Origin of the sequence: Micromonospora sp. BRA006-A (assembly GCF_033433935.1) — a bacterium.
GTDB lineage: Bacteria > Actinomycetota > Actinomycetes > Mycobacteriales > Micromonosporaceae > Micromonospora > Micromonospora aurantiaca.
Genome location: NZ_JANCLW010000001.1, coordinates 4629989 through 4654629 on the forward strand (window position 1 = coordinate 4629989; position 24641 = coordinate 4654629).

Sequence of the window (24641 nt, forward strand, 5' to 3'; positions counted from 1 at the left end):
GGCCCGTCGTCAGAGGCAGTCGCCGGTCCGTCCGGTGGGACGGACAGGCGTCAGCGTCCGGTCACTTGCCGCCGGCGAGCTTCTCCCGCAGCGCGGCGAGAGCCTCGTCGGTCGCGAGCGTGCCGGCCGGCTCCTCGGCCTGACGGCTCGGGGCCGAGGTCGAGGTGGTGGTGCCGGTGGTGGCCGGAGCCGGGTTGGCGGCGGCCTCGGCGTCGGCGGCGCGGGAGGTCTGCACCTGCTTGGTGTGGGCCTCCCAGCGCTGACGCGCCTCGGCGTACTGCTGCTCCCAGGTCTCGCGCTGCTTGTCGTAGCCCTCGAGCCACTCGCCCGTCTCCGGGTCGAAGCCCTCCGGGTAGATGTAGTTGCCCTGGTCGTCGTACGTCGCGGCCATGCCGTAGAGGGTCGGGTCGAAGTGCTCCTCGCCCTCGACGAAGCCCTCGTTGGCCTGCTTGAGCGACAGCGAGATCCGGCGGCGCTCCAGGTCGATGTCGATGACCTTGACCATGACCTCGGAGCCGACCTGCACGACCTGCTCCGGGATCTCCACGTGGCGCTCGGCCAGCTCGGAGATGTGGACCAGGCCCTCGATGCCGTCGTCCACGCGGACGAACGCACCGAACGGCACCAGCTTGGTGACCTTACCCGGCACGATCTGCTGGATCGCGTGGGTGCGGGCGAACTGACGCCACGGGTCCTCCTGCGTCGCCTTCAGCGACAGCGAGACCCGCTCGCGGTCCAGGTCGACGTCCAGGACCTCGACCTCGACCTCCTGGCCCACCTCGACGACCTCGGACGGGTGGTCGATGTGCTTCCAGGACAGCTCGGAGACGTGCACGAGGCCGTCCACGCCGCCCAGGTCGACGAACGCGCCGAAGTTGACGATCGAGGAGACGACGCCCTTGCGGACCTGCCCCTTCTGGAGCTTGTTGAGGAACTCGGTGCGCACCTCGGACTGCGTCTGCTCCAGCCAGGCACGGCGGGACAGGACCACGTTGTTACGGTTCTTGTCCAGCTCGATGATCTTGGCTTCGAGCTCGCGGCCGACGTACGGCTGCAGGTCACGCACACGCCGCATCTCGACGAGCGACGCGGGCAGGAAGCCGCGCAGGCCGATGTCGAGGATGAGACCACCCTTGACGACCTCGATGACCGAACCGCGGACGACGCCGTCCTCGTCCTTGATCTTCTCGATCGTGCCCCAGGCCCGCTCGTACTGCGCCCGCTTCTTGGAGAGGATCAGCCGACCCTCCTTGTCCTCCTTCTGGAGGACGAGGGCCTCGATGTGGTCACCCACCGAAACGACCTCGGCCGGGTCCACGTCGTGCTTGATCGACAACTCCCGAGAGGGGATGACACCCTCGGTCTTGTAGCCGATGTCGAGCAGGACCTCGTCCCGATCGACCTTGACGACGGTGCCTTCGACAATGTCGCCGTCGTTGAAGTACTTGATGGTCTCGTCGATCGCGGCGAGGAAAGCTTCCTCAGAGCCGAGGTCGTCGTGGGTGACCTTGTTGGCGCTCGAGGTGGCCTCGATGCTGCTCGTCATGTGGGCGGTTGCTCCGGTCGGATGGGTTGTCACAGCGGGCATGGGTGTCGCGGTGACTCTTCCGCGCCAGCGGATCCGTCGCCGGGCACACCGAACGATCGACGCGAGAAGATCATTAGTGGCTCCGGTGACCGCGCACCTGCTCCCTGCCGAGGCACACGATCCGCGAGCGCATCGTCTAGCCTACCCGCTGCATTACCACAGCGTGCAAGCCCTCCCGGGTCCGTGCGAACTCATCCGCTGCGAAAGCGGAGATTTGCCGCGGTAAGGTGCCACAGCTGTCTCGTCCGTCACATCCGCCCCAGCCACCACCCCACCGCACCGGGTCCGGTCCGCCGGACCTAGCGTGAACCCGTGGACGACGACAGGGTGACCCGCCGACGGGTCGACGCCGGGGAGATCCGCCGCGCGAACCGCGGATGGTGGGACACCGACGCCGACGCGTACCAGGCCGAGCACGGCGCGTTCCTCGGCGACGCCGACTTCGTCTGGTGCCCGGAGGGGCTGCGCGAGGCCGACGCCCGGCTGCTCGGCGACGTGACCGGGCGGCGGATCCTCGAACTCGGCGCCGGGGCGGCCGCCGCCGCCCGCTGGCTCGCCGCCCAGGACGCCCGGCCGGTCGCACTGGACCTGTCCGCCGGCATGTTGCGGCACGCCGCCGAGGCCGCCGGGCGCACCGGGGTACGCGTGCCGCTGGTGCAGGCCGACGCGCTCGCCCTGCCGTTCGCCGACGCCGCGTTCGACACCGTCTGCACCGCGTTCGGCGCGATCCCGTTCGTGGACGACTCGGCGGCGGCGATGCGCGAGGTGGCCCGGGTGCTGCGGCCCGGCGGCCGGTGGGTCTTCTCGGTCACCCACCCGATGCGCTGGATCTTCCTGGACGACCCGGGCGAGGGCGGGCTGACCGCCGTGCACTCGTACTTCGACCGCTCCCCGTACGTCGAGCAGGACGAGCACGGGGTGGCCACGTACGTCGAGCAGCACCGCACCCTGGGCGACCGGATCCGGGAACTGGTCGGCGCCGGGTTCCGCCTGCTGGACCTGGTGGAGCCGGAGTGGCCGGCCGGGCACGAGGGGATCTGGGGCCAGTGGAGCCCGCTGCGCGGACGGCTGTTCCCCGGCACCGCGATCTTCGTCGCCGAGAAACCCGCCGGCTGACACCGGACGTGCTCCCCGGGAGTCCGCCGATCGCGGAGATCCGGCCCTGACGACGCCGTTACTCGGTATCCACTCCGGGTAACCGGGCGGCATGGCCGAGAAGGAGTTCCGCACCGGCGACCACGTCTCCTGGGCCAGCCACAGCGGCCGCGCGTACGGCGTCGTCAAGGAGAAGCTGACCGAGCGCACCCACGTACGCGGGCACGCGGTGAACGCCTCTCCGGAGCAGCCGCAGTACCGGATCACCAACGACGACTCGGGCCGCGACGTCGCCCACCGCCCGGAGGTGCTGCGCCATGAGTCGCGCTGACGATCCGCAGCAGACGTACCGGGAGTTCACCGACGCGGTGAACATGAAGCCGGGCGAGCTGACCCGCTGGCTGGAGACCGAGGAGTCCAAGCACGTCGGCTGGCGCAAGAAGGGCACCAAGGGCGGCGAGTCGGTCGGGCACGACTCCGGCCGGCGCATCGTCGACCTGCTGCGCCGCAAGCGCGCCGACCTCACCGCCGCCGACTACAAGCACATGCGCAAGGTGATCGGGTACGTCCACCGCCACCTGGCCCAGCGCCCGTCCGGTGACGTGCGGGACACCAGGTGGCGCTGGTCGCTGATGAACTGGGGGCACGACCCGCTCAAGGGCTGAGCCACCCGGTCCGTTCGCCGCGCGTTGGTACCGTGCCGGCGATGACGACAGACGTCTCGACCGCCGGCCGTCATCCCCGCGCCGGACGGGTCGTCCTCCTGGTGGGCCTCGGCCTGATCGCCGTCGCGGCCCTCCTGCTGGTGCTGACCGGGAACACCGGCATCAGGTACAGCGCCGACCACGACGGCACCGTACCGATGTGGAGCCGATGGATCCCGGCGCTGGCCGGGATCGCGCTGATCCGCCTGATCCCGCCCGCGCCCGACCCGACATGGCCGGACCCGGTCGCGCCGTACCGCGAGGCGGCGCCGCTGCTGCTGGCCGGGATCGCGTTCGCCGCCGTCATGCCACTGCTGGGCGGCGAACCCGCGTACACCGTGGTGAAGCTGGCGCTGCTGCTCGGCGTACCCCTCGTGGTGTTCCTGGCCGCGCGCCGCCGGCCGCCACGGTGGCGACCGGGGCCGGCCCCGGCGGACGCCGCCCACCGGTGGGGTCCGGCGCTGCCGCTGGCAGTGTGGCTGGTGCTCAGCTACGCGACGCCGCTGGCCGTGCCCGCGAGCGACTGGGGGCGGACGGTCACGCCGGTCGAGCTGGCCGCCACGCTGCTGGTGGCCTTCGCGGTGAACGCGCTGCTGGAGGAGGTCTTCTACCGGCGGTGGCTGCAGACCCGGTGGGAGTCCCTGCTGGGGCGCTGGCCGGCGATCGTGCTCGCGTCGCTGGTGTGGGCGGCCTGGCACGTGGCCATCCAGGGCAGCGGCCGACCGGCCGTCGACCTGGCGTCGGTGATCGTGAACCAGGGGGTCGCCGGGCTGTTCCTCGGCTACCTGTGGTCCCGGTACCGCCGCATGTGGCCGCTGCTCGTGGTGCACGGCGCGGTCAACGCGATGCCCGTCCTGCTCGGCCTCTGACTTGACCCTGCCGCCGGCGGCACTGTCGGACGATGCCGGCATGGAACGCCGCACGCCACGCGTCGCCGTGGTCACCGGTGCGGGCACCGGCATCGGCCGGGCCACCGCACATGCCTTCGCCACCGCCGGGTACGCCGTCGTCGCGGTCGGACGGCGCGCCGCGCCGCTGTCGGACACCGCCGCCGGCCGGCCGGACATCACCCCGCTGACCGCCGACGTCACCGCGCCCGACGGTCCCGGCCGGATCGTCGGCGCCGCGCTCGACCGGTACGGCCGCCTGGACGTCCTGGTCAACAACGCCGGAGTGGCCGGCGGCGGACCGCTGGCGGACCTGGACGAGGACGCCGCCCGGCGGCAACTGGAGACGAACCTCCTCGCACCCGTTCGGCTGGCGCACGCCGCCGTCGAGGCGCTCGCCGCGACACGCGGCGTGCTGGTCAACGTCACCACGTCCGTCGGCCTGCGCGCCTGGCCGGGCAGTTCGGTGTACGCGGCCGGCAAGGCCGCGCTGGACTCGCTGACCCGCAGCTGGGCGGTGGAACTCGCGCCGCGCGGCGTCCGGGTGGTGGCCGTGGCGCCCGGCGCGATCGACACCCCGATCGGCGTGCACAGTGGCCTGTCCCCCGAACGGCGGGCGGCGGTGCGGGACTGGCAACTCGCGCACACCCCGGCGGGCCGGATCGGCCGCCCGGAGGACGTAGCCTGGGCGATCCGGCGGCTCTGCGAGCCGGAGGCGGGCTTCGTCACCGGTGTGGTGCTGCCGGTGGACGGGGGCGCGGTGGTCGCGTGAGAGGACGGTGACGGCGGTGCGGATCGGCGCGGTGGCGAAGGCGACGGGCTGCACGCCACGTGCCCTGCGGCACTACGAGGAACACGGTCTCATCGCCTCGGCCCGGGCGGCGAACGGCTACCGCGAGTACGACGACGCGGTGGTCACCCGGGTCCGCAACATCCGTCACCTGCTCGACGCCGGGCTGACGCTCGACGACGTGCGGGTCTTCCTGCCCTGCCTGGACGGGGACGTGGCGTCCGCGCCGCCGTCTCCGGCCGGGCTGCGGGTCGGCCGGGAGCGGCTGGCCGTGCTGGACGCCCGGATCGCCGCCCAGGTGGCCGTCCGCGACCGCCTGGCCGCCGCCCTCCAGGCCGCCTCACCTCCGCCTCTCACCCGGTGATCAAGGAGGTTGTATCCCCGAACAGGCTCGGGCGTGCCACAAACTCCTTGATCACCGCCGCGTGGGTGGGGTCAGTGGTCGGCGCTGTTCCAGTCGTGGCCTTCGCCCACCGACACCTCCAGCGGCACCGACAGCGGGTACGCCTCACCCATCTGCTTGCGCACCAGCGCCTCCAGCGTCTCGCGCTCGCCCGGGGCGACCTCGAAGACCAGCTCGTCGTGCACCTGCAGCAGCATCCGGGAGCGCAGCCCGGCGTCGCGCAGCGCGCTGTCGACGTGCAGCATCGCGACCTTGATGATGTCGGCCGCCGAACCCTGGATCGGGGCGTTCAGTGCCATCCGCTCGGCCATCTCCCGGCGCTGCCGGTTGTCGCTGACCAGGTCGGGCAGGTAGCGGCGGCGGCCCAGGATGGTGGAGGTGTAGCCGTCCTGGCGGGCCCGGGCCACCACCTCCTGGAGGTAGTCACGGACGCCGCCGAACCCGGCGAAGTAGTTCTCCATCAGCCCGCGCGCCTCCTCGGCGCTGATGCCGAGCTGCTGGGACAGGCCGAACGCGCTGAGCCCGTACGCCAGGCCGTAGTTCATCGCCTTGATCTTGCGGCGCTGATCGGCGGTCACGTCGCCGACCTCGACGGTGAAGACCGAGGACGCGGTGGCGGCGTGGAAGTCGTGCCCGGAGTTGAACGCCTCGATCAGCGCGTCGTCCGACGACAGGTGCGCCATGATCCGCATCTCGATCTGGCTGTAGTCGGCGGTGAGCAGGCACTCGTAGCCCTCGCCGACCACGAACGCGCGACGGATCCGCCGCCCCTCCTCGGTGCGGATCGGGATGTTCTGCAGGTTCGGCTCGGTGGAGGACAGCCGCCCGGTCGCCGCCACCGTCTGGTTGAACGTGGTGTGGATCCGGCCGTCGTCGGACACCGACTTGAGCAGCCCGTCGACAGTCGACTTGAGCTTCGCCACGTCGCGGTGGCGCAGCAGGTGGTGTAGCAGCGGGTGCTCGGTCTGCGCGAACAGCCACTGGAGCGCGTCGGCGTCGGTGGTGTAGCCGGTCTTGATCCGCTTTGTCTTGGGCAGGCCCAGCTCGGTGAAGAGGATCTCCTGCAGCTGCTTCGGCGACCCGAGGTTGAACTCGCGGCCGACCACCTCGTACGCGCCCTGCGCGGCGGCCTTCACCTCGGCGGCGAAGTGCGCCTCCAGCTCGGAGAGGTAGTCGGTGTCGGCGGCGATGCCGGTGCGCTCCATGGTGGCGAGCACCCGCATCAGCGGCAGCTCCACGCCGGCCATCAGCCGGGCCGACTGCTCGCCGTCGCGGGACAGCTCGGCGTCGATCGCGTCGGCCAGGTCGAGGGTGGCGCGGGCCTGGAGCATGAGGTTCTGCTCGGCCACACCCTCGTCGCCGAGCCCGTCGAGGGTGAGCTGACCGGTCTCCGGCGCATCGACGCGCAGCTCCCGGTGCAGGTAGCGCAGCGCCAGGTCGGTCAGGTCGTACGAGCGTTGGTCGGGGCGGGCCAGGTAGGCGGCGATCTGCGTGTCGCGGGCGATGCCGTGCAGCTCCCAGCCGTGCGCGGCGAACGCCAGCACCGCCGGCTTGCTGTCGTGCAGCACCTTCGGGCGCTCCGCGTCGGCCAGCCACCCGGCCAGCGCGGCCTCGTCGCCGGCGTCCAGCCGGCTCGGGTCGAACCAGGCGCCCGCCCCGTCGGCGGTGGCCAGCGCCATCGCGGTCACGGTGGCGGTGTGCCGGCGGTTGGGGCCGGTGTCGAGCGTCACCGCCAGGCCGACCGGTGCGCCCGCCGGGGCGTGCGTGTCGAGCCAGCCCGCGAGCGCACCCGGCGCGGTGAGTACCTCGCCGGCGAGGTCGAAGCCCGCCTCGGCCTCCGGCTCGACGGCTTCCAGGTATTGGTAGAGGCGGTCGCGCAGGATGCGGAACTGGAGCGTGTCGAAGACCTGGTGCACGGCTTCGCGGTCCCAGCCCTGCCAGCGGGCGTCCTCGGGACGGACCGGCAGCTCCAGGTCGGAGACCAGGCAGTTGATCTCGTAGTTGCGGATCACGTCGGCGAGCCGCTCACGCAGGCTGTCGCCGGCCTTGCCCTTGATCTCGTCGGCGCGGGCCACCACGCCCTCGACACCGCCGTACAGGTTGATCCACTTGGCCGCGGTCTTCGGGCCGACGCCGGGCACGCCCGGCAGGTTGTCGCTGGTCTCGCCCACCAGCGCGGCCAGGTCGCGGTAGCGGTCAGGGGTGACGCCGTACTTCGCCTCGACCGCGGCCGGGTCCATCCGGGCCAGGTCGGAGACGCCCTTGCGCGGGTAGAGCACCGTCACCCGCTCCCCGACGAGCTGGAACGCGTCCCGGTCGCCGGTGGTGATGAGCACGTCCATGCCCTGGTCGCGGGCCTGGCAGGCGAGCGTGGCGATGACGTCGTCGGCCTCGTAGCCCTCCTTCTCGACCACCGGCACGCGCAGCGCGGCGAGAACCTCCTTGACCAGGCTGACCTGGCCCTTGAAGTCGGTGGGGGTCTCGCTGCGGCCGGCCTTGTACTCGGAGTACTTCTCCGTGCGGAAGGAGCGGCGGGAGACGTCGAACGCGACGACGATGTGCGTCGGCTGCTCGTCGCGCAGCACGTTGATCAGCATCGAGGTGAAGCCGTAGACGGCGTTCGTCGGCTGCCCCGTGGTGGTGGAGAAGTTCTCCACAGGCAGGGCGAAGAACGCCCGGTATGCCAGGGAATGTCCGTCGACGAGGAGCAGGCGCGGCGTCGTAGCTGTCACGGCTGCGACTCTAGTCCGTACGCCCGACAACTCCGGCCTCCGGTGCGGCGCGCGCCGCACCGGAGGCCGAGGTCAGAGAACCTTGGCCAGGAACGCCTTGGTCCGCTCGTGCTGCGGCGCCGAGATCACCTCGCGCGGGTCACCCTGCTCGACCACGACGCCGCCGTCCATGAACACGAGGTGGTCGCCCACCTCGCGGGCGAAGCCGATCTCGTGGGTCACCACGATCATCGTCATGCCGTCGCGGGCCAGGTCCTTCATCGTGTCCAGCACCTCGCCCACCAGCTCCGGGTCGAGCGCGCTGGTCGGCTCGTCGAACAGCATCAGCTTCGGCCGCATCGCCAGCGCCCGGGCGATCGCCACCCGCTGCTGCTGGCCGCCGGAGAGCTGACCGGGGTACGCGCCGAGCTTGTCACCCAGGCCCACCCGGTCCAGCAGCTGCGCGGCGTGCTCCCGGACCTGCGCCTTCTTCGCCTGGCGCAGCAGCACCGGCGCCTCCATGACGTTCTGCAGCACCGTCATGTGCGGGAACAGGTTGAACCGCTGGAACACCATGCCGATGGCGCGGCGCTGCGCGGCGACCTCCTTGTCCCGCATCTCGTACAGCTTGCCGCCGCGCTCCCGGTAGCCGATCAGGTCGCCGTCCACCCAGATCCGGCCGGCGTCGATCTTCTCCAGGTGGTTGATGCAACGCAGGAACGTCGACTTGCCGGAGCCGGAGGGCCCGAGGAGGCAGCACACCTCGCCGGAGCGGACCTCCAGGTCGATGCCCTTGAGCACCTCCAGCGGCCCGAACGACTTGTGCACCTGCTCGGCCCGCACCATCAGTCCGGACTCCGCGGTCGGCGAGGTGGCCTGCGCGGGTACGGTCAGCTCGGTCATGGTGCCCCCGTCCCCGCGTTGCCGCCGCCACCGGTTTCGGCGGCCAGCGTCCGCAGCTTCAGCCGGGCCCGTCCGGTCACGCCGTAGCCCTTGCCGAAGTGGCGTTCCAGGTAGTACTGCCCGACGAGCAGGATGCTGGTCAGGAACAGGTACCACAGGCAGGCCGCGACGTACATCGGGAAGATCTGGAACGTCCGTTTGCCGACCGCGTCGAGCTGGAAGAACAGCTCCACGCTCACCGGCACGTAGAGCAACAGGGACGTGTCCTTGAGCATGGCGATCGTCTCGTTGCCGGTCGGCGGGATGATCACCCGCATCGCCTGCGGCAGCACCACCCGGCGCAGCAACTGGGAACGGCTCAGACCGAGCGCCTGGGCGGCCTCGGTCTGGCCGGGGTCGACCGACTGGATGCCGGCCCGGACGATCTCCGCCATGTACGCGGCCTCGGAGAGCGCGAGGCCGAGCAGACCGGCCATGAAGCCGGTCAGGATGTCGCGGGAGGAGAACCCGAACAGCCGCAGCTGCAGGTTGTCGATGCCGAACAGCTGGCCGATCTGGGTGTCGAACGGCACCCCGAACTCGACCCGGCTCCACAGGATGCCGATGTTGCCGAAGACGGCCAGCAGCACCAGCCGGGGCACGGCCCGGAAGAACCAGGTGTAGAGCCAGGCCACGCCGCGCAGGATCGGGTTGTCCGACAGCCGCATCACCGCGATCACCACACCGAGCGTGACGCCGATCAGCATCGCGCTGACCGTCATCAGCACGGTGCCGCGCAGCAGACCCTCGATGATCGGCGGCCGGAACATCTTGTCGACCATGAAGGACCAGTTGAAGGCCTCATTGGTCACCAGCAGGTGGACGAACATCGCCGCCAGGACGGAGAGCACCGCCACCGCGACCCATCGTCCGGGGTGCCGCACGGGCACGGCCTTGATCGGTTCCGGCCGTGCCCGCGCGGTTGTCGCTTCCTCGGTGGTCATGTCGTCACGGGTTGATCGCGGGGTCCGTGATCGCGCCGTCTCCCACCTTCCACTTGTCCAGCACCTGCTTGTAGGAGCCGTCGGCGATCACGGCCTTGGTGGCGTCACGCACCGCCTCGGCCAGCTGCGTCTGCTCCTTGGCCAGCACGTAGCCGTACGGCGCCGCCTCGTACTGCTTGTCCAGCAGTTCCAGGGCGTCGTTGGACTGCGTCACCGCGTACACGCCGACCGGGTAGTCGGCCAGCATCGCGTCGTCCTTGCCGGACACGACGGCGGCGGTGGCGGCGTCCTGGCCCGGGAACTGGTCGACGGTGATCGCCGGCTTGCCGGCGTCGGTGCACGCCTTGGAGCGCTTCTGGATGTCCTCGACCTGGACCGTGTCCTTCTGCACAGCGATCTTCTTGCCGCAGGCGTTGTCCAGCGCGACCCCGGCCGGGTTGCCCTTCTTGGTCACCCACTGGGTGCCGACCTGGAAGTAGCTGACCATGTTGGCCTGGGCCTTGCGGTCGTCGTTGATGGTGAACGACGAGACGCCGGCCTCGTACTTGCCCGAGTTGACGCCGTTGATGATGTCGCCGAAGGGCGCCGAGACGAATTCCGCCTTGAGGCCCAGTTTGGCCGCCACCGCGGTGAACAGTTCGACGTCGAAGCCGATCACGGTCTTACCGTCGTTGTCCAGGAACTCCGCCGGGGCGTAGGTGGAGTCGGTGCCCACCACGATCTTGCCGTCCGACTTGATCGCGTCCGGGACCTTCGCGGCCAGCGCGGCGTCGACCGACGACGAGACGCTGGGGCCGTCACCGGGCTGCGTGGTGCTCTCCTCCTCGCCGCACGCGGCGAGGGAGAGCAGCAGGACGGCCGCACCGGCGACGCCGAGCGCCGCCCGCCGTCCGGGGTTGGGGTGGAACATGGCTGTACTCCTTATTGCGAGGGGTCGGTCGGTCAGGCCACGCCGAGGTAGGCCTCTTTGACCGAGGGGTCGTGCAGCAGGTCCGCGCCGGTGCCGCTCTTGACGATCCGGCCGGTCTCCAGCACGTACGCCCGGTGGGCGCGCGCCAGCGCCTGCTGGGCGTTCTGCTCCACCAGCAGGATGGTGGTGCCCTGCTGGTTGATCTCCGTGATGATCGTGAAGATCTGCTGGATCAGCATCGGCGCGAGACCCATCGACGGCTCGTCGAGCAGCAGCAGCTTCGGCCGGCTCATCAGCGCCCGGCCGACCGCGAGCATCTGCTGCTCACCGCCGGAGAGCGTGCCGCCGGCCTGCTTGCGCCGCTCGGCCAGCCGCGGGAACAGGTCCAGCACCCGGGCCAGGTCCTGCGCGATGCCGGCCTTGTCGCGCCGGGTGTACGCGCCCATGTCGAGGTTCTCCAGCACCGTCATGCCGGGGAAGATGCCCCGGCCCTCGGGCGCCTGGCACAGCCCGCGCCGCACCCGCAGGTCGGCCCGGAGCTTGGTGATGTCCTCACCGGCGAACTTGATCGTGCCGGAGGCGACCGGCCGGATGCCGGAGATCGCCCGCATGGTGGTGGACTTGCCGGCGCCGTTCGCGCCGATCAGCGCGACGATCTCCCCCTCGTCCACGGTCAGGCTGATGCCGTGCAGCGCCTGGATCCGCCCGTAGAGCAGGCTCACGTCCTCGATCTCAAGCAGCATCGTCCGGCACCCCCAGGTACGCCGCGACCACCTTCGGGTTGTCCCGCACCTCGGCGGGCAGCCCTTCGGCGATCTTCTTTCCGAACTCCAGGACCACGATCCGGTCGGTCACGCCCATCACCAGGCGCATGTCGTGCTCGATCAGCAGCACCGTCACGCCCTGGTCCCGGATCTGCCGGATGAGCTGGAGCAGCTCCTCCTTCTCCGCCGGGTTGAAGCCGGCGGCCGGCTCGTCCAGGCAGAGCAGCTTCGGGTCGGTGGCCAGCGCGCGGGCGATCTCCAACCGCCGCTGCTCGCCGTAGGACAGGTTGCGGGCGAACTCGTGCATCCGGTTGCTGATGCCGACGAACTCCAGCAGGCGCTCGGCCTTCTCCCGGCCCTCGCGCTCCTCCTTCCAGTGCCGCGGCAGGCGCAGCAGGGCGGAGATCACGCTGGTCTTGTGGTGCGCGTCCGCGCCGACCTGGACGTTCTCCAGCGCGGTCATCTCCGGGAAGAGACGGATGTTCTGGAAGGTACGGGCCATGCCCATCCGGGTGATCTGGTGGCGCTTCTTGCCACTGATCTTCTGGCCCAGGAACCGGATCTGCCCCTCGGTGGGCTGGTAGATGCCGGTCATCGCGTTGAAGCAGGTGGTCTTGCCGGCGCCGTTCGGGCCGATGAGGCCGAGGATCTCACCCTTGTAGAGGGTGAAGTCCACGTCGTTGAGGGCCACCACACCGCCGAAGCGCAGCGTGACGTGGTCGACCTCCAGCAACGGCTCCCGCTTGTCGACCGTCTCGACGGCGGGGGCCGCCGCCTGGGCCGGAACGGCCGGGGTCTGCTCGGTGTCACTCACCGACGATCACCTCCTTGCGGCGGTCCTTGAACTCCGCCGCTCGTCGCCGGTTCGGGATCAGGCCCTGCGGGCGGAAGATCATCATCACCACGAGCACCAGACCGAAGAAGAGGAACCGGTACTCGTACAGCTCCACGCCGAACAGCTCGATGCCACGGAACCGCTCGATCATGTACGCCACCAGGCCACCGCCGACGATCGCGCCGACGATGTTGCCCGAGCCGCCGAAGATGACGGCGGCCAGGATGATGATCGAGTTGAGCAGCTCGAAGTTCTGCGAGTTGACGAAGTTCTGCTTGCCGGCGAACAGCGCACCGGCCAGGCCGGCGATGGCCGCGCCGGAGGCGAACGCCCACAGCTTGAACTTGAACGTCGGCACACCCATCAGCTGGGCGGCGTCCTCGTCCTCGCGGATCGAGATCCAGGCCCGGCCGACCCGGCTGTGGGTCAGGTTCCGCACCCCGATCACCACCAGGATGATCAGCGTGAGCACCAGCCAGTAGTACGGGCGGGCGTCGAGCACGCCGAACCACGGCCGGCCGTCGGCGTACTCGCCGGGCGGGTGCGGGATCTGGTTGAAGCCGCGCTGTCCCTTGAGGAACTCGGAGCTGACCGCTGCGATCCGGATCATCTCGGCGAAGCCGAGCGTCACGAGCGCCAGGTAGTCGCCGCGCAGGCGCAGCGTCGGCGTGCCAAGCATGACGCCGGAGACCATGGTCAGGCCGATCGCGATCGGCACCACCGCCAGCCACGGCCACAGCGTCTTGAGGTCGCTGCTCGGCGAGGTCAGCACCGCTACCGTGTACGCGCCGACGGCGAAGAAGCCGAAGTAGCCGAGGTCGAGCAGGCCGGCGAAGCCGACCACGATGTTGAGCCCGACCGCCAGCAGCACGTAGATCGAGACCGTGAACATCACCTGGGTGAAGTTCGCTCCCGGGGTCGGGATCGGCCCGAGGTACTGGTAGAACTCCTTGTTCGGCAGCGCGTAGAAGAACGCGATGACCGCGACCAGCAGCACCCAGCGCACCCAGCGCGGCGCGTGGTGCCAGCGCTCCGAGATCGCGTGCCGGCCCTGCCGCAGCTTGTCCGCCGCCGTCTCCCGCCGCTCCGGCGGGTCGATGGTGGTCGTCATGCGCGTGCCCTCCCCAGTGATTCGCCGAGCAGACCGGTCGGCCGGAACATCAGCAGCACGACCAGCACCGCGAACGCGGCGAAGTCCTTCCACTGACTGCCGAACAGGCCCGCGGCGTAGTTCTCCACGACGCCGAGCAGCAACCCGCCGACGAGCGCGCCGCGCAGGTTGCCGATACCGCCGAGCACCGCCGCGGTGAACGCCTTGAGGCCCAGCAGGAAGCCGACGCTGTAGGTGAGCGTCTGGATCCGCACGTCGTACAGCAGGCCCGCGACGCCGGCCATGGTGCCACCGGCGATGAAGACCATCAGGATGATGCGGTCCTTGTTGACGCCCATCAGCGCCGCCGTGTTGGCGTCCTGGGCCACCGCCCGGATGCCGCGGCCGGTACGGCTGCGGTTGATGAACTGGTCCAGCGCGAACATCATCACCAGCGCGGAACCGATCGTGAGCAGCTGCACCGCGTCGATCGGCACCCCGGCGATGTGGAACAGCGGCTCCGAGCTGACCAGGATCGGCGCACCCTCCGGCCGCCGCCGGGTGTAGACGCCGAACGCCTCCGAGATGGCGATCGAGGCACCGATGGCGGTGATGAGGAACGCCAGCGGCGGCGCGTTGCGCTTGCGCAGCGGCCGGTACGCGACCCGTTCGATCACCGTCGCGGTGCCCGCCGAGGCGATCGCCGCCACGATCATCGCCACCAGCAGGTAGAACAGGATCGAGCCGATGCCGCTGACCTGCGAGTTCTGGTCGAGTCCGAAGCCGTTCCAGGTCCAGATCGCGGCGAACGCGCCGGCGATGAAGACCTCGGAGTGGGCGAAGTTGATGAGTCTGAGCACGCCGTACACGAGCGTGTAGCCGAGCGCGACCAGGGCGTAGATGGCGCCCTGCGTCAAGCCGGTCGTGGTGAGTTCCCCGAAGTTGGAGAACAATCCGTCGAAGTCCAAGGGAGGGACGCTCCGTCGCTCAAGAGAAAAAGAGGGTGCGGCCGGGAGCCAGCTCCCGGCCGCACCCGCGATCACTACTCAATCGCCAGTCCAGCGATCGAACGATCAGGACTTGGGGATCTCCTGGTCCGGGACGACCTTGCCGCCCTGCACCTTGAACGCCCAGACCTTGACCTGCGCCGGGTCGAGCTCGCCGCCCTCGACGAACTTGTAGCTGGCGGCAACGCCCTCGCCGCTGTAGCCCTTCACGAACTCCAGCAGGTCGGCACGGGTGCTCTTGCCGGCCTTGATGCCCGCCAGCAGGATGTTCGCCGCGTCGTAGGCGGTGTCGCTGTAGGTGCCCGGGTCGGTGCCGTTGAGCGCCTTGAAGTCGGCGGCGAAGGTGCCGCGGGCCTCGGTGGACGGAGCGCAGGGGCAGGTGAGGATGGTGCCCTCGGCAGCGGCCGCACCGGCGGAGGTGATGTACGCGCCGTCGTTCACGCCGTCACCGGCGACCAGCGGAGCGGTGACCCCGGCAGCGGTGAGCTGCTTACGGATCAGGCCGGCCTCCTGGTAGTAGCCGCCGTAGAAGACCGCCTTGACGTTGGCGGCCTTGACCTTGGTGACCACACCGGAGAACTCGGTCTGCTTGCCCTCGCCCTGGACCTTGTCGCTGCCCACGACCGAGGCGCCGAGAACCTTCTTGACCTCGTCGGCCAGGCCGGCGCCGTACGCGGACTGGTCGTCGATGACGTAGACCCGGTCGGCCTTCATCACGTTCTTGATGTAGTTACCGGCGGCGGGGCCCTGGCTCAGGTCGTTGCCGACCGCGCGGAAGAAGGTCTTCCAACCCTGCTCGGCGAGGCTGGGACGGGTCGCGGAGGGGGTGATGGTGACCAGGCCGGCCTCGTTGAACAGCGGGCCGGCGGCCTCGGACTCGCCCGAGTAGGCCGGACCCACGACACCCAGGATCTTGGTGTCGTCGATCGCCTTCTGGGCCAGACCCGGCGCCTGGTCCGGGCTGCCCTGCGAGTCGAGCTCGGCGAGCTCCACCTTGCAGTCGGCGTTCTCCTTGTTGTACTTGTCGACGGCCAGCTTGACGCCGTTCTTCTCGTTGATGCCCAGCGCGGCCGAGCTACCGGTCAGCGCGCCGAAGAAAGCGATCTTGCTCCCGCAGGCGCTGCCCCCGGACGCCTCATCGTCGCTGCCGCTGGAACAAGCGGTACCACCGGCGACGAGCGCCAGCATGGCGACCCCGCCGATCACGCGTGCGAGCTTCTGCCTCAAGGCCCGAACCCTCCTCCGTCCATGATCCGAACCACCCGCCGCTGATTGGCCCTTGCGGGGTGGACGAACCAAGACCGTCGTCGCCGGTCTGGGGCGGGACGTTATCCCACCGTGAGCGGTGGCGTAAGACCTGGAAAGCGGGGTTGACCGAACCGTTACACGCCGTGGCGGATTCAAGCCCATCGGCGTAAGAACCGAAGGCAGGCAAAGGCTTTCGCCGACTATTCCTCGGTAACGAGCCATGCCCTCCCCACCCGCTACCGATCGACGGTTGGCAACGCCCCCCACCAGGCACGGGACGTTTTCCCGTCATCGGCGACCACGAGCAGCCGGTCGTCGCGGACCGCCACCGCCAGCGCCGCGTCGCCCCCGTCCGGCACCGGCACCGGCGTGATCACCGGAAGCCACGACGCGCCGCCGTCACGCGACATCCAGAGCCGTCGCTGACCCCCGTCCCCGGTCACCGCGACGAGCCGCCCACCGGACGCCGCGAGCGCGTCCACCGACGACACCCCGGGACCCGCCGAGCCGAACCCGCCGACCCGCCGCCACCCCTGCGCCGCATCCGCCGGACCGGCGGACGGCGAGCCGCACCCGTCGCACCCGCGCCACACCCCGAAGCGGTCACCCACCGGACCGACTGCCACCGGGCCGCCGTCGGGCGACACCACCCGCTCGGCCGACCCGGCGGCGCCCGAAGGCACCGGCAGGACCATCCGCCGCCACACCCGGCCGTCGGCCGAGAACCACGCGAGCGGCGTCCGGGCCGTCCCGCCGGGCGGCAGCAACGACCCCACCACCAGCCAGCCCGACCCCACCGCCGTCACGTCGTACGCCGCCGTCCGGCCCCGGCCGTCGCCGGCCAGCTCCGCGACGCCCTCGTGCAGGACGAACCCCTCGGCGTCCGGCGACGACCACACCGCCGCGCCGTCCGCGCGCGCCCCCGCCACCAGCCAGCCGCCCGGCCCGGCCGCCAGCCGCGACGCGCTCACCGCACGCGGGCCGCCGAACAGCTCGAACGCCGCCGGCACCTCCCGCAACGGCCCACCCGGACCCCACACCCACGTTCCGGTACGCGGATTGCCGTGCACGCCACCGGTCTTCGCGCCGAGCGCGGCCATCCCGTCGTCGCGGCACGCCACCGCGTAGAGCACGTGCTGACGGCCGTAGAACGTCTGCGCGCGCACCGGGATCGGCGACCAGGTCACGCCGTCCGATGAGGACCACGCCGCCGGGCGGGTCTCCCCCGCCGGATCGACCAGCCCGCCCACCACGTACCACCGGCCGGCGCACCGCGCGGCGTCGCGCAGCACCGGGCGTCCGGTGGCGCCGGCGGGAACGGCCAGCTCGACGGGCTGCCACTGCGGGCGCACCGGCGCGGGCTCGGGCAGCGGTCGCGGCGTGGCGTGACAGGCCGCCAGGAGCAGCGCGGCGGCAGCGGCGACTAGGGCCGGCCGGACACGCGCGGAAGACATGCATCCGATCCTATCGATCGGATGCATCCCGGGCAGGTCAGGGCGTGGGCTGCTCCACCTCGCCGCCGGCGGTCTCGGCGAGGATCCGCTCGGCGACCTCCTTCATGGTCATCCGGTGGTCCATCGCGGTGCGCTGGATCCACTTGAACGCCTGCGGCTCGGTCATCCCGTACGTCGTCATCAGCGCACCCTTGGCGCGCTCGACGGTCTTGCGGATCTCCAGCCGGTCGGTGAGACCGGCGACCTCCGACTCCAGCGCGGCGATCTCGGAGTAGCGGGACAGCGCGATCTCCACCGCCGGCACCAGGTCGCTCTTCTGGAACGGCTTGACCAGGTACGCCATCGCGCCGGCCGCCCGCGCCCGCTCCACCAGGTCACGCTGGCTGAACGCGGTCAGAATGATCACCGGGGCGATGCGCGCGCCGGCGATCCGCTCGGCGGCGGCCAGCCCATCCATGATCGGCATCTTGATGTCGAGGATGACCAGATCCGGCTTGAGCTCCTCGGCGAGCTTGACGGCGGTCTCGCCGTCACCGGCCTCGCCGACCACGTCGTAGCCCTCTTCGACAAGCATCTCGGCCAGGTCCAGCCGGATGAGCGCCTCGTCCTCGGCGATCAGAACGCGCTTGCGCTCGGTGTCCGCCTGCATCTCGCCCACGAGCCACTCCCACCGGTTCGAGCCCGACACCCGCCCTGCCGGGTGTCGCCGCCCTCAGCCTAGCGGGTAAGCTGTCGAGGCCGAATCACGGAACGCCCTCGTAGCCCAACTGGCAGCAGGCAATGGATTCAAACTCCATACAGTGTGGGTTCGAATCCCACCGAGGGCACCAGAATGTCATACAGGCGTTCGAACATGGGGCTGTGCATCCACCCGAATTGCGCGCCCGGGCGCGACGTCTCTACCTCGACGGCGCGACCGTCGCTGAGGCGGCGCGGGCCGTGGGGCTCTCCTATCCGACGGTCCGCCACTGGTGCAAGGATCGGCCGACGCCGAAGCAGCAGGGCACCGCACTGCGGTGCTTCCGCTGTCGTGACGACATGCGCGTGCCGACAGACCCCGCGGCCTACGCCTATCTCCTCGGCCTCTACCTCGGCGACGGGCACCTCGTGACCAAGGCCCGGGTGCCGGTGCTCCGGATCGCCTGCAGCGACTGCTGGCCGGGCCTGATCGAGGCGTGCGACGACGCCATGCGGGCGGTGCTGGCCGAGAAGGTGCAGCGGGTCCAGAAACCGGGCTGCGTCAGCGTGCAGAGTTACGGGAAGCACTGGCCGTGCCTACTACCGCAGCACGGGCCCGGCAAGAAGCACGAGCGCCCGATCGTCCTGGCCGACTGGCAGCGACCCATCGTCGAGGCCCAGGCGGGCGACTTCCTGCGCGGCCTGTTCCACTCCGACGGCTGCCGTTTCGCCAATCGGGTGGTCGTGCGCGGCAAGCGTTACGTCTATCCGCGCTACATGTTCGCCAACGAGTCCGCGGACATCATGGGCCTCTGTCAGCAGGCGCTCGACCGGCTCGGCATCGCCTGGCGGATGAACCGCCGCAACTCCCTGTCGGTGGCCCGCCGGGAGGCGGTCGCCGCCCTCGACCGGCACGTGGGCCCGAAGTCGTGACCTGGCGACGGCGCGCGGGACAGCGGCCGGGCGGCGTCAGATCCGCGACAGTGCCCGAGCGAGGTCCGCCCGCAGATCCTCCGGGTCCTCCAGGCCGACCGAGACGCGCAGCAGCCCGCCGCAGGGCTTGGCGTCGCCCTCGACCGGCCGGTGGGTGAGCGAGGCCGGGTGCTGGATCAGCGTGTCGACACCGCCGAGCGACACGGCGTGCGTGATCAGTTCGCAGGCGCCGGCGACCTCGGCCGCGGCGGGCGCGCCGCCGCGTACCTCGAAGGCGAGCAGGCTGCCGGTGCCGGACATCTGGCGGCCGACCAGCCCGGCCGGGTCGTGCAGCGACGGGTGGTGGACGCGCTCGACGGCGGGGTGCCCGGCGAGCCAGGCAGCGAGCTTCTCCGCGCCGGCCTGCTGGGCGCGGACGCGCAGCGGGAGGGTCTGGATGCCGCGGTGCAGCAGGTACGCGCCGAGCGGGTGCAGGATGGCGCCGGTGACCGCGCGGACCTGGCGCAGCCGGGCGGCCCACTCGGGTCCGCAGGCGACGACGCCGGCGAGGACGTCGCCGTGGCCGCCGATGCTCTTGGTGGCGCTGTGCAGCACGAGCGCGGCGCCGTGGCGGGCGGGCTGCTGGAGCACCGGGGTGGCGACGGTGTTGTCGACGAGCAGCGGGACGTCACCGGCGGCGTCGGCGAGCGCGGCGATGTCCACCAGGTCGAGGCTGGGGTTCGCCGGCGTCTCGACCACGACCAGCGCGGTGTCGGGGCGGATCGCGCCGGCCACGTCGGCGGTGGTGGCCCAGGTGACCTCCGTGCCGAGCAGGCCGGTGGCGAGGACGTGGTCGGTGCCGCCGTAGAGGGGACGGACGGCGACGACGTGCCGCTTGCCGTCGCGGGTGGCGGCGAGCAGGGTGGCGGTGAGCGCGGCCATTCCGCTGGCGAAGGCGACGGCTTCGGCGGTGCCTTCGAGCTGGGCGAGCGCGGTCTCGAACCGGGCCACTGTGGGGTTCCAGAGGCGCTGGTAGACGGCGCTGCCGCCGGCCGGGAGGGTGCCGCCGGTGGCGAGCGTCTCGTAGTCGTCACCGCCGCCGGCGACCGAGGGCAGCGGGTTGGTGGTGGACAGGTCGATCGGCGGGACGTGGACGCCGAGCCCGGCGAGGTCGGCGCGCCCGGCGTGTACGGCTGCGGTGTCCACGGAAGTCATGCCGGAACTGTCGAACATGACAACGGCCAGAGGCAATAGCAGCGAACAAGATTCTGGCGATCACGCTTTCGCCCGACGCTGATTCGGTGAAGGATGGTCACATGCCTGCCGCACCGAATGATGTACGGCCGTTCGCCGGCCTGGACGACGTTGACCGCGCGATCCTCACCGAGCTGGCCGTGGACGGCCGGCTGCCGAACAACGCACTGGCCGAGCGGGTGGGGGTGGCGCCGTCGACGTGCCTGACGCGTACCCGGGCGCTGCGGGAGTGCGGGGCGATCCGCGGGTTCCACGCCGAGGTGGACCCGGCGGCGGTGGGTCTGCCGTTGCAGGCGCTGGTGTCGGTGCGGTTGACGGCGCACGAGCGGGCCGCCGTGGACGCGTTCCGGGCCCGGTCGGTGCGGCTGCCGGGGGTGGTGTCGGTGTTCCACGTGGCGGGGGCGGAGGACTACGTGCTGCACGTGCGGGCCGCCTCCGGTGACGCGCTGCGGGACTTCGTCCTCGACCATCTCGCAGTCGATCCGGTGGTGCAGCACACCCAGACCAGCCTGATCTTCGAGCAGGCCCGGGGTATGGGGTAGCGCACCCGGCGGAACAATTCCGGCACGTGGCCTGTTGCACCACGCTGTGATCGACGTACCCATGTCTGTTCTTGATCTTGCCCCGGTGGCGGCGACCGGCAGTGCCGGTGAGGCGCTGCGGTACACCACGGAGCTGGCCCGCCGCACCGAGGAGCTGGGCTACCGCCGGTTCTGGGTGGCCGAGCACCACAACATGCCCGCGATCGCGAGTTCGGCGCCGGCGGTGCTGCTCGCGCACCTGGCGGCGAACACCAGCACGATCCGGCTCGGTTCGGGCGGGGTGATGCTGCCCAACCACGCGCCGCTGGTGGTGGCCGAGCAGTTCGGCACCCTGGAGGCGCTGCACCCGGGCCGGATCGACCTGGGCATCGGCCGGGCGCCGGGCACCGACCAGGTGACCGCGCTGGCGTTGCGCCGCACCATGGAGGGCCTGTCCGCGGAGCACTTCCCGCGTGAGCTGGCCGACCTGATGAACTACTTCTCCGGAGCCGAGCCGGGCCCGATCACCGCGACGCCGGGCCGCGGCCAGTCGCCGCAGGTGTGGCTGCTCGGGTCGAGCGGGTTCAGCGCGCAGCTCGCAGGTCTGCTCGGGCTGCCGTTCTCGTTCGCGCACCACTTCAGCTCGCAGAACACGATCCCGGCGTTGCAGCTCTACCGGCAGAACTTCCGGCCGTCGCAGTGGCTGGACCGGCCGTACGCGATGGTGGCCGTCAACGCGGTCTGCGCGGAGACCGACGAGCGGGCCGAGTGGCTGGCCGGGCCGGCCGGGCTGTCGTTCCTGAAGCTGCGGTCGGGGCGGCCGGAGCCGCTGGTCACGCCGGAGGAGGCGGCGGCGTACCCGTACTCGGAGTTCGAGCGGGAGTTCGTCGCCCAGCGCCGCGACGGCCAGGCGACCGGCTCACCGGAGACGGTGGCCCGGCAGCTCGGTGAGCTGCTGGAGCGCACCGGCGCGGACGAGCTGATGCTCACCACGATGGTGTACGACGTGGCGGACCGGGTCCGCTCGTTCGAGCTGATCGCCGAGAAGGTGGCGGGCGGGCTGCGCCGGGAGGGCTGAAACACGCTCTTCATAGCCACGTCACCGCAGCGTCGCGCAGGACGCATAACTTTGTCCCCGGTGGTGGTACGGCATTCCCGGTCGGGACGGGTCGGGAATGCTGCGGTGTGGTGCACCGGGTCGCCGGCGGAGCGGATTCCGCGGCCGGCGACCCGGTGCCTGCCGTTTCAGCGCAGGTAGATGTTCGGCGCGGGCGGGGTGCTCATGCCGTCGCCCAGGTGGAAGCCCGGGTGCGGCGGCTGGTTGTAGGCGGTGTTCTGCCAGGCCACCGCCACCCGGTACTGCGGGTCGTGCATCAGCGTCGGCAGGCGCAGGCCGGTGGTCACCGGCGTGCTGTAGATCCGGAGCGCGGTGCTGTCGGAGGTGCGCCAGACGACCTCCTCCCGCCAGTCGCCGAGCAGGTCCGCCGAGAGCGCCGGGGTGGACTTGGTGCCGTTGTTCGAGGCGACGCCGCTGCCGGTGAGCAGCCGGGTCTCGCCGCCGGTGCCGTACTTGTCGATCTTCGTGGCGTCGAGCAGTTCCCGGACCGGGTCGCCATCCCACCAGATCAGGAAGTTCGCCGACGACGGCTTGCGCCCGACGTTCTGGCCCCGGGTGTTGAGCAGCCCGTCGACGGCCGACGACCAGGACTCGGCACCCGGGCTGCCCGCCCAGACGTCGCCGGAGACGCCGCGGCCGTTGTCGCCGCTCGGCGCGGTCTGCCAGATGATCTGCCCGGTGCGCGCGTCGGCCATCCAGGAGCTGGGCTTGCTGCCGTCCTCGTCGACCTTGAACACCTCCAGGCCGGAGCGGGACGGGTCGAGGTCGCCGACGTGCAGCGCGTCGCCGTGGCCGTTGCCGGTGGAGTACAGCAGCCGGCCGTTGTCGTCGATCGTGGCGGCGCCGTACACAATCTCCTGGCGGCCGTCGTTGTCCACGTCGGCCACCGAGAGCTGGTGGTTGCCCTGGCCGGCGGCGGCACCGTTGCCGGAGGCGTTCGAGTCGAACGTCCAGCGCTTGCGCAGCGTGCCGTCGCGGAAGTCCCACGCCGCGACGACGGCCCGGGTGTAGTAGCCGCGCGCCATGATCAGCGAGGGGCGCTGCCCGTCCAGGTACGCGGTGCCGGCGAGGAACCGGTCGACCCGGTTGCCGTACGAGTCGCCCCAGGAGGAGACGGTGCCGCGCGGCGGGTCGTAGTCGACAGTGGAGAGCGCGGCGCCGGTGCGGCCGTCGAACATGGTCAGGTACTCCGGGCCGGCGAGTACGTAGCCGCTGGAGTTGCGATGGTCGGCCGAGCCGTTGCCGATCACCTGGCCGGTACCGGAGCGGGTGCCGTCGGCGGTCTTCATGGCCACCTCGGCGTCCCCGTCGCCGTCGTAGTCGTACACCTGGAACTGGGTGTAGTGGGCGCCGGCGCGGATGTTGCGGCCGAGGTCGACGCGCCACAGCCGGGTGCCGGTGAGCGTGTACGCGTCGACGTAGACGTTGCCGGTGTAGCCGGACTGCGAGTTGTCCTTGGCGTTCGACGGGTCCCACTTGAGCACGAACTCGTAGCGGCCGTCGCCGTCGAGGTCACCGACGCTCGCGTCGTTCGCCGCGTAGGTGTAGCCCTCCCCGGACGGGGTGGTGCCGCCGGGCGGCGGCTGGATCGGCACGTCCAGGTAACCGTTCGCGAACTGGAGCGCCGGGGCGGACGTCGCCTGCTCGGCGCCGTTCACCACGGCCCGCACGGTGTACGCCGATCCGGCCGCCGCGCCGCTGTCCAGGTACGTGGTGGCGCCGGTGATCGGACTGCCGTTGACCTTGGTGCCGCCCCGGTACAGGTTGAACGAAACCCCGGTGGTCTCGGTGCCGAGCAGCCGCCAGGAGACCAGGTTCCCGCTGCCGGAGCGGACGCTGATCAGCCCTCGGTCGAGATCCTCCATCTGCTTCGCCCCGGCCGGCGGGGTCGTCGGCGGCGGTGTGGTGGTCGGTGGCGGTGTGGTGGGCGGGGGCGTGCTCGGTGGTGGCGTCGACGGGGGCGCGCTGGTGGACGGCGCGCCGGTGCAGGCGGTGCCGTTGAGCGTGAACGCGGCCGGGACCGGGTTCGACGCGTTGTTCCACGAGCCGTTGAAGCCGAAGTTCGCGGTGCCGCCGGTGCCGATGGCCGCGTTGTAGCCGGCGTCGCGGGCGCTCACCTGCGCGCCGGACTGGCTGACCGTCGCGTTCCACGCCTGGACGACCTGCTGGCCGGCGGCGAAGCTCCAGCCGAGGATCCAGCCGTTGACCGGGTCGCCGAGGTTCGTCACTGTCACGTCGGCACCGAAGCCGCCGCTCCACTGGTTGGTGATCCGGTAGTCGACCCGGCAGGCGGCGGCCGCCGCCGCGGCGGTCATCGTGGTGAGCGCGCCGGCCGACAGGGTGACCGCCGAAGCCGCGGCGAGCAGCGCGATCCGGCGGCGTGGGGTGATGAGGTGCACGGGGAATGCCTTTCGCGGAGGTCAGGCACGGGGCGAGCGCCGGCCTGCCCGGACCGGCGAATTCGTGCCTGACGCGACGAGCGACGTCAACACATCGACGTCTATGATTCGGCTCCGCGCTCCGTCAGCCTAGGTCACCGCTGGACACGCCCACAAGCGCCGGGCTCACCGCGCACCTCGCACGCACCTTCCACCCCCGTCCCGGCGCAGTGGCGGCCGGCGCGGCGGCGGTCAGCGATCGGCACGTCGACGGCACGGCGGGGGCGGGCCGGCGTCACGGCGGGTCCGGCGCCACTTCGGCGCCGGCGGGGTCGGCGGCACATCGACGGCGGGCACGGCCCGACGGCGGGCACGGCCCGACGGCGGGCACGGCCGGACGACGGGCACG

At 71.1% G+C, this 24641-nt stretch carries 23 protein-coding genes and 1 tRNA gene; 10 read left to right on the forward strand and 14 right to left on the reverse strand.

The genetic code is table 11. From position 1 onward, the window contains the following. Positions 1 to 61 precede the first annotated feature (61 nt). A complete protein-coding gene (rpsA, locus tag NMK34_RS20900) occupies positions 62 to 1588 on the reverse strand; it encodes a 30S ribosomal protein S1 (RefSeq protein WP_047893869.1) in 1527 nt (508 codons plus the stop codon). A 312-nt stretch (positions 1589 to 1900) separates the two neighbouring features. Between rpsA and NMK34_RS20905 the strand changes: the two genes are divergently transcribed. The 6 genes from NMK34_RS20905 to NMK34_RS20930 all read left to right on the forward strand — a co-directional run bounded on the left by NMK34_RS20905 (position 1901) and on the right by NMK34_RS20930 (position 5428). After that, positions 1901 to 2704 (forward strand): class I SAM-dependent methyltransferase, encoded by an 804-nt coding sequence (locus NMK34_RS20905; protein WP_318334850.1) that lies wholly within the window; start codon positions 1901 to 1903, stop codon positions 2702 to 2704. Between the two features lie 91 nt (positions 2705 to 2795). Continuing rightward, entirely contained in the window at positions 2796 to 3014 is a 219-nt protein-coding gene (locus NMK34_RS20910; protein ID WP_013475851.1) for a DUF2945 domain-containing protein, read from the forward strand. Continuing rightward, a complete protein-coding gene (locus tag NMK34_RS20915) occupies positions 3001 to 3348 on the forward strand; it encodes a DUF3140 domain-containing protein (protein ID WP_318334851.1) in 348 nt (115 codons plus the stop codon). Before NMK34_RS20910 ends, NMK34_RS20915 begins: the two co-directional genes overlap by 14 nt. A 41-nt stretch (positions 3349 to 3389) precedes the next feature. Beyond that, a complete protein-coding gene (locus NMK34_RS20920) occupies positions 3390 to 4256 on the forward strand; it encodes a CPBP family intramembrane glutamic endopeptidase (RefSeq protein WP_318334852.1) in 867 nt (288 codons plus the stop codon). 40 nt (positions 4257 to 4296) lie between these two features. Continuing rightward, a complete protein-coding gene (locus NMK34_RS20925; protein ID WP_318334853.1) occupies positions 4297 to 5046 on the forward strand; it encodes an SDR family oxidoreductase in 750 nt (249 codons plus the stop codon). Between the two features lie 7 nt (positions 5047 to 5053). Next, a complete protein-coding gene (locus NMK34_RS20930) occupies positions 5054 to 5428 on the forward strand; it encodes a MerR family transcriptional regulator (RefSeq protein ID WP_318334854.1) in 375 nt (124 codons plus the stop codon). A 71-nt stretch (positions 5429 to 5499) separates the two neighbouring features. Here NMK34_RS20930 and polA read toward each other — a convergent pair whose 3' ends face one another. From polA to NMK34_RS20985, 11 genes are all read right to left on the reverse strand, one after another. Further along, positions 5500 to 8199, reverse strand: a complete 2700-nt coding sequence (gene polA / locus NMK34_RS20935; protein WP_318334855.1) for a DNA polymerase I — start codon at positions 8197 to 8199, stop codon at positions 5500 to 5502. A gap of 72 nt (positions 8200 to 8271) precedes the next feature. Then, positions 8272 to 9024 carry an amino acid ABC transporter ATP-binding protein gene (locus NMK34_RS20940; RefSeq protein WP_412098959.1) on the reverse strand — a complete coding sequence of 251 codons (753 nt, stop codon included), beginning with the start codon at positions 9022 to 9024 and terminating at the stop codon, positions 8272 to 8274. A gap of 53 nt (positions 9025 to 9077) precedes the next feature. After that, positions 9078 to 10064, reverse strand: a complete 987-nt coding sequence (locus NMK34_RS20945) for an amino acid ABC transporter permease (RefSeq protein ID WP_318334857.1) — start codon at positions 10062 to 10064, stop codon at positions 9078 to 9080. A 4-nt stretch (positions 10065 to 10068) separates the two neighbouring features. Further along, positions 10069 to 10974 (reverse strand): ABC transporter substrate-binding protein, encoded by a 906-nt coding sequence (locus NMK34_RS20950; protein ID WP_318334858.1) that lies wholly within the window; start codon positions 10972 to 10974, stop codon positions 10069 to 10071. Between the two features lie 32 nt (positions 10975 to 11006). Continuing rightward, positions 11007 to 11717: an ABC transporter ATP-binding protein gene (locus tag NMK34_RS20955; RefSeq protein WP_043329572.1), complete on the reverse strand. Its 711-nt coding sequence runs from the start codon at positions 11715 to 11717 to the stop codon at positions 11007 to 11009. After that, positions 11707 to 12552, reverse strand: coding sequence for an ABC transporter ATP-binding protein (locus tag NMK34_RS20960; RefSeq protein ID WP_047893879.1), 846 nt, complete (start codon positions 12550 to 12552; stop codon positions 11707 to 11709). Before NMK34_RS20960 ends, NMK34_RS20955 begins: the two co-directional genes overlap by 11 nt. Further along, complete coding sequence (locus NMK34_RS20965) at positions 12545 to 13684, reverse strand: branched-chain amino acid ABC transporter permease (protein ID WP_194801286.1); 1140 nt, start codon at positions 13682 to 13684, stop codon at positions 12545 to 12547. The genes NMK34_RS20960 and NMK34_RS20965 overlap by 8 nt, the downstream gene beginning before the upstream one ends. Continuing rightward, on the reverse strand, positions 13681 to 14631 hold the full coding sequence (locus tag NMK34_RS20970; protein WP_091420555.1) for a branched-chain amino acid ABC transporter permease: 951 nt from the start codon (positions 14629 to 14631) through the stop codon (positions 13681 to 13683). The genes NMK34_RS20965 and NMK34_RS20970 overlap by 4 nt, the downstream gene beginning before the upstream one ends. Positions 14632 to 14736: 105 nt before the next feature. Beyond that, entirely contained in the window at positions 14737 to 15897 is a 1161-nt protein-coding gene (locus NMK34_RS20975) for a branched-chain amino acid ABC transporter substrate-binding protein (RefSeq protein WP_318334859.1), read from the reverse strand. A 257-nt stretch (positions 15898 to 16154) separates the two neighbouring features. Further along, on the reverse strand, positions 16155 to 17372 hold the full coding sequence (locus tag NMK34_RS20980; RefSeq protein WP_318334860.1) for a hypothetical protein: 1218 nt from the start codon (positions 17370 to 17372) through the stop codon (positions 16155 to 16157). A 37-nt stretch (positions 17373 to 17409) separates the two neighbouring features. After that, positions 17410 to 18030: an ANTAR domain-containing response regulator gene (locus NMK34_RS20985; protein WP_318334861.1), complete on the reverse strand. Its 621-nt coding sequence runs from the start codon at positions 18028 to 18030 to the stop codon at positions 17410 to 17412. A 94-nt stretch (positions 18031 to 18124) separates the two neighbouring features. On the opposite strand from NMK34_RS20985, the gene NMK34_RS20990 reads away from it, so the two are divergent. Both NMK34_RS20990 and NMK34_RS20995 read left to right on the forward strand, forming a co-directional pair. Next, a tRNA-Leu gene (locus tag NMK34_RS20990) sits at positions 18125 to 18202 on the forward strand. 31 nt (positions 18203 to 18233) lie between these two features. Next, positions 18234 to 18983, forward strand: a complete 750-nt coding sequence (locus tag NMK34_RS20995) for a helix-turn-helix domain-containing protein (RefSeq protein WP_318334862.1) — start codon at positions 18234 to 18236, stop codon at positions 18981 to 18983. Between the two features lie 36 nt (positions 18984 to 19019). Here the strand turns inward: NMK34_RS20995 and NMK34_RS21000 are convergent, their stop codons facing one another. Continuing rightward, on the reverse strand, positions 19020 to 20195 hold the full coding sequence (locus NMK34_RS21000; RefSeq protein ID WP_318334863.1) for a PLP-dependent aspartate aminotransferase family protein: 1176 nt from the start codon (positions 20193 to 20195) through the stop codon (positions 19020 to 19022). An 83-nt stretch (positions 20196 to 20278) separates the two neighbouring features. Between NMK34_RS21000 and NMK34_RS21005 the strand changes: the two genes are divergently transcribed. Both NMK34_RS21005 and NMK34_RS21010 read left to right on the forward strand, forming a co-directional pair. Continuing rightward, on the forward strand, positions 20279 to 20758 hold the full coding sequence (locus NMK34_RS21005) for an Lrp/AsnC family transcriptional regulator (protein ID WP_318334864.1): 480 nt from the start codon (positions 20279 to 20281) through the stop codon (positions 20756 to 20758). A gap of 61 nt (positions 20759 to 20819) precedes the next feature. Beyond that, a complete protein-coding gene (locus NMK34_RS21010; protein ID WP_199733081.1) occupies positions 20820 to 21815 on the forward strand; it encodes an LLM class flavin-dependent oxidoreductase in 996 nt (331 codons plus the stop codon). Between the two features lie 167 nt (positions 21816 to 21982). On the opposite strand, the gene NMK34_RS21015 is transcribed toward NMK34_RS21010, so the two are convergent. After that, on the reverse strand, positions 21983 to 24253 hold the full coding sequence (locus NMK34_RS21015; RefSeq protein WP_318334865.1) for a cellulose binding domain-containing protein: 2271 nt from the start codon (positions 24251 to 24253) through the stop codon (positions 21983 to 21985). Between the last annotated feature and the right edge of the window lie 388 nt (positions 24254 to 24641).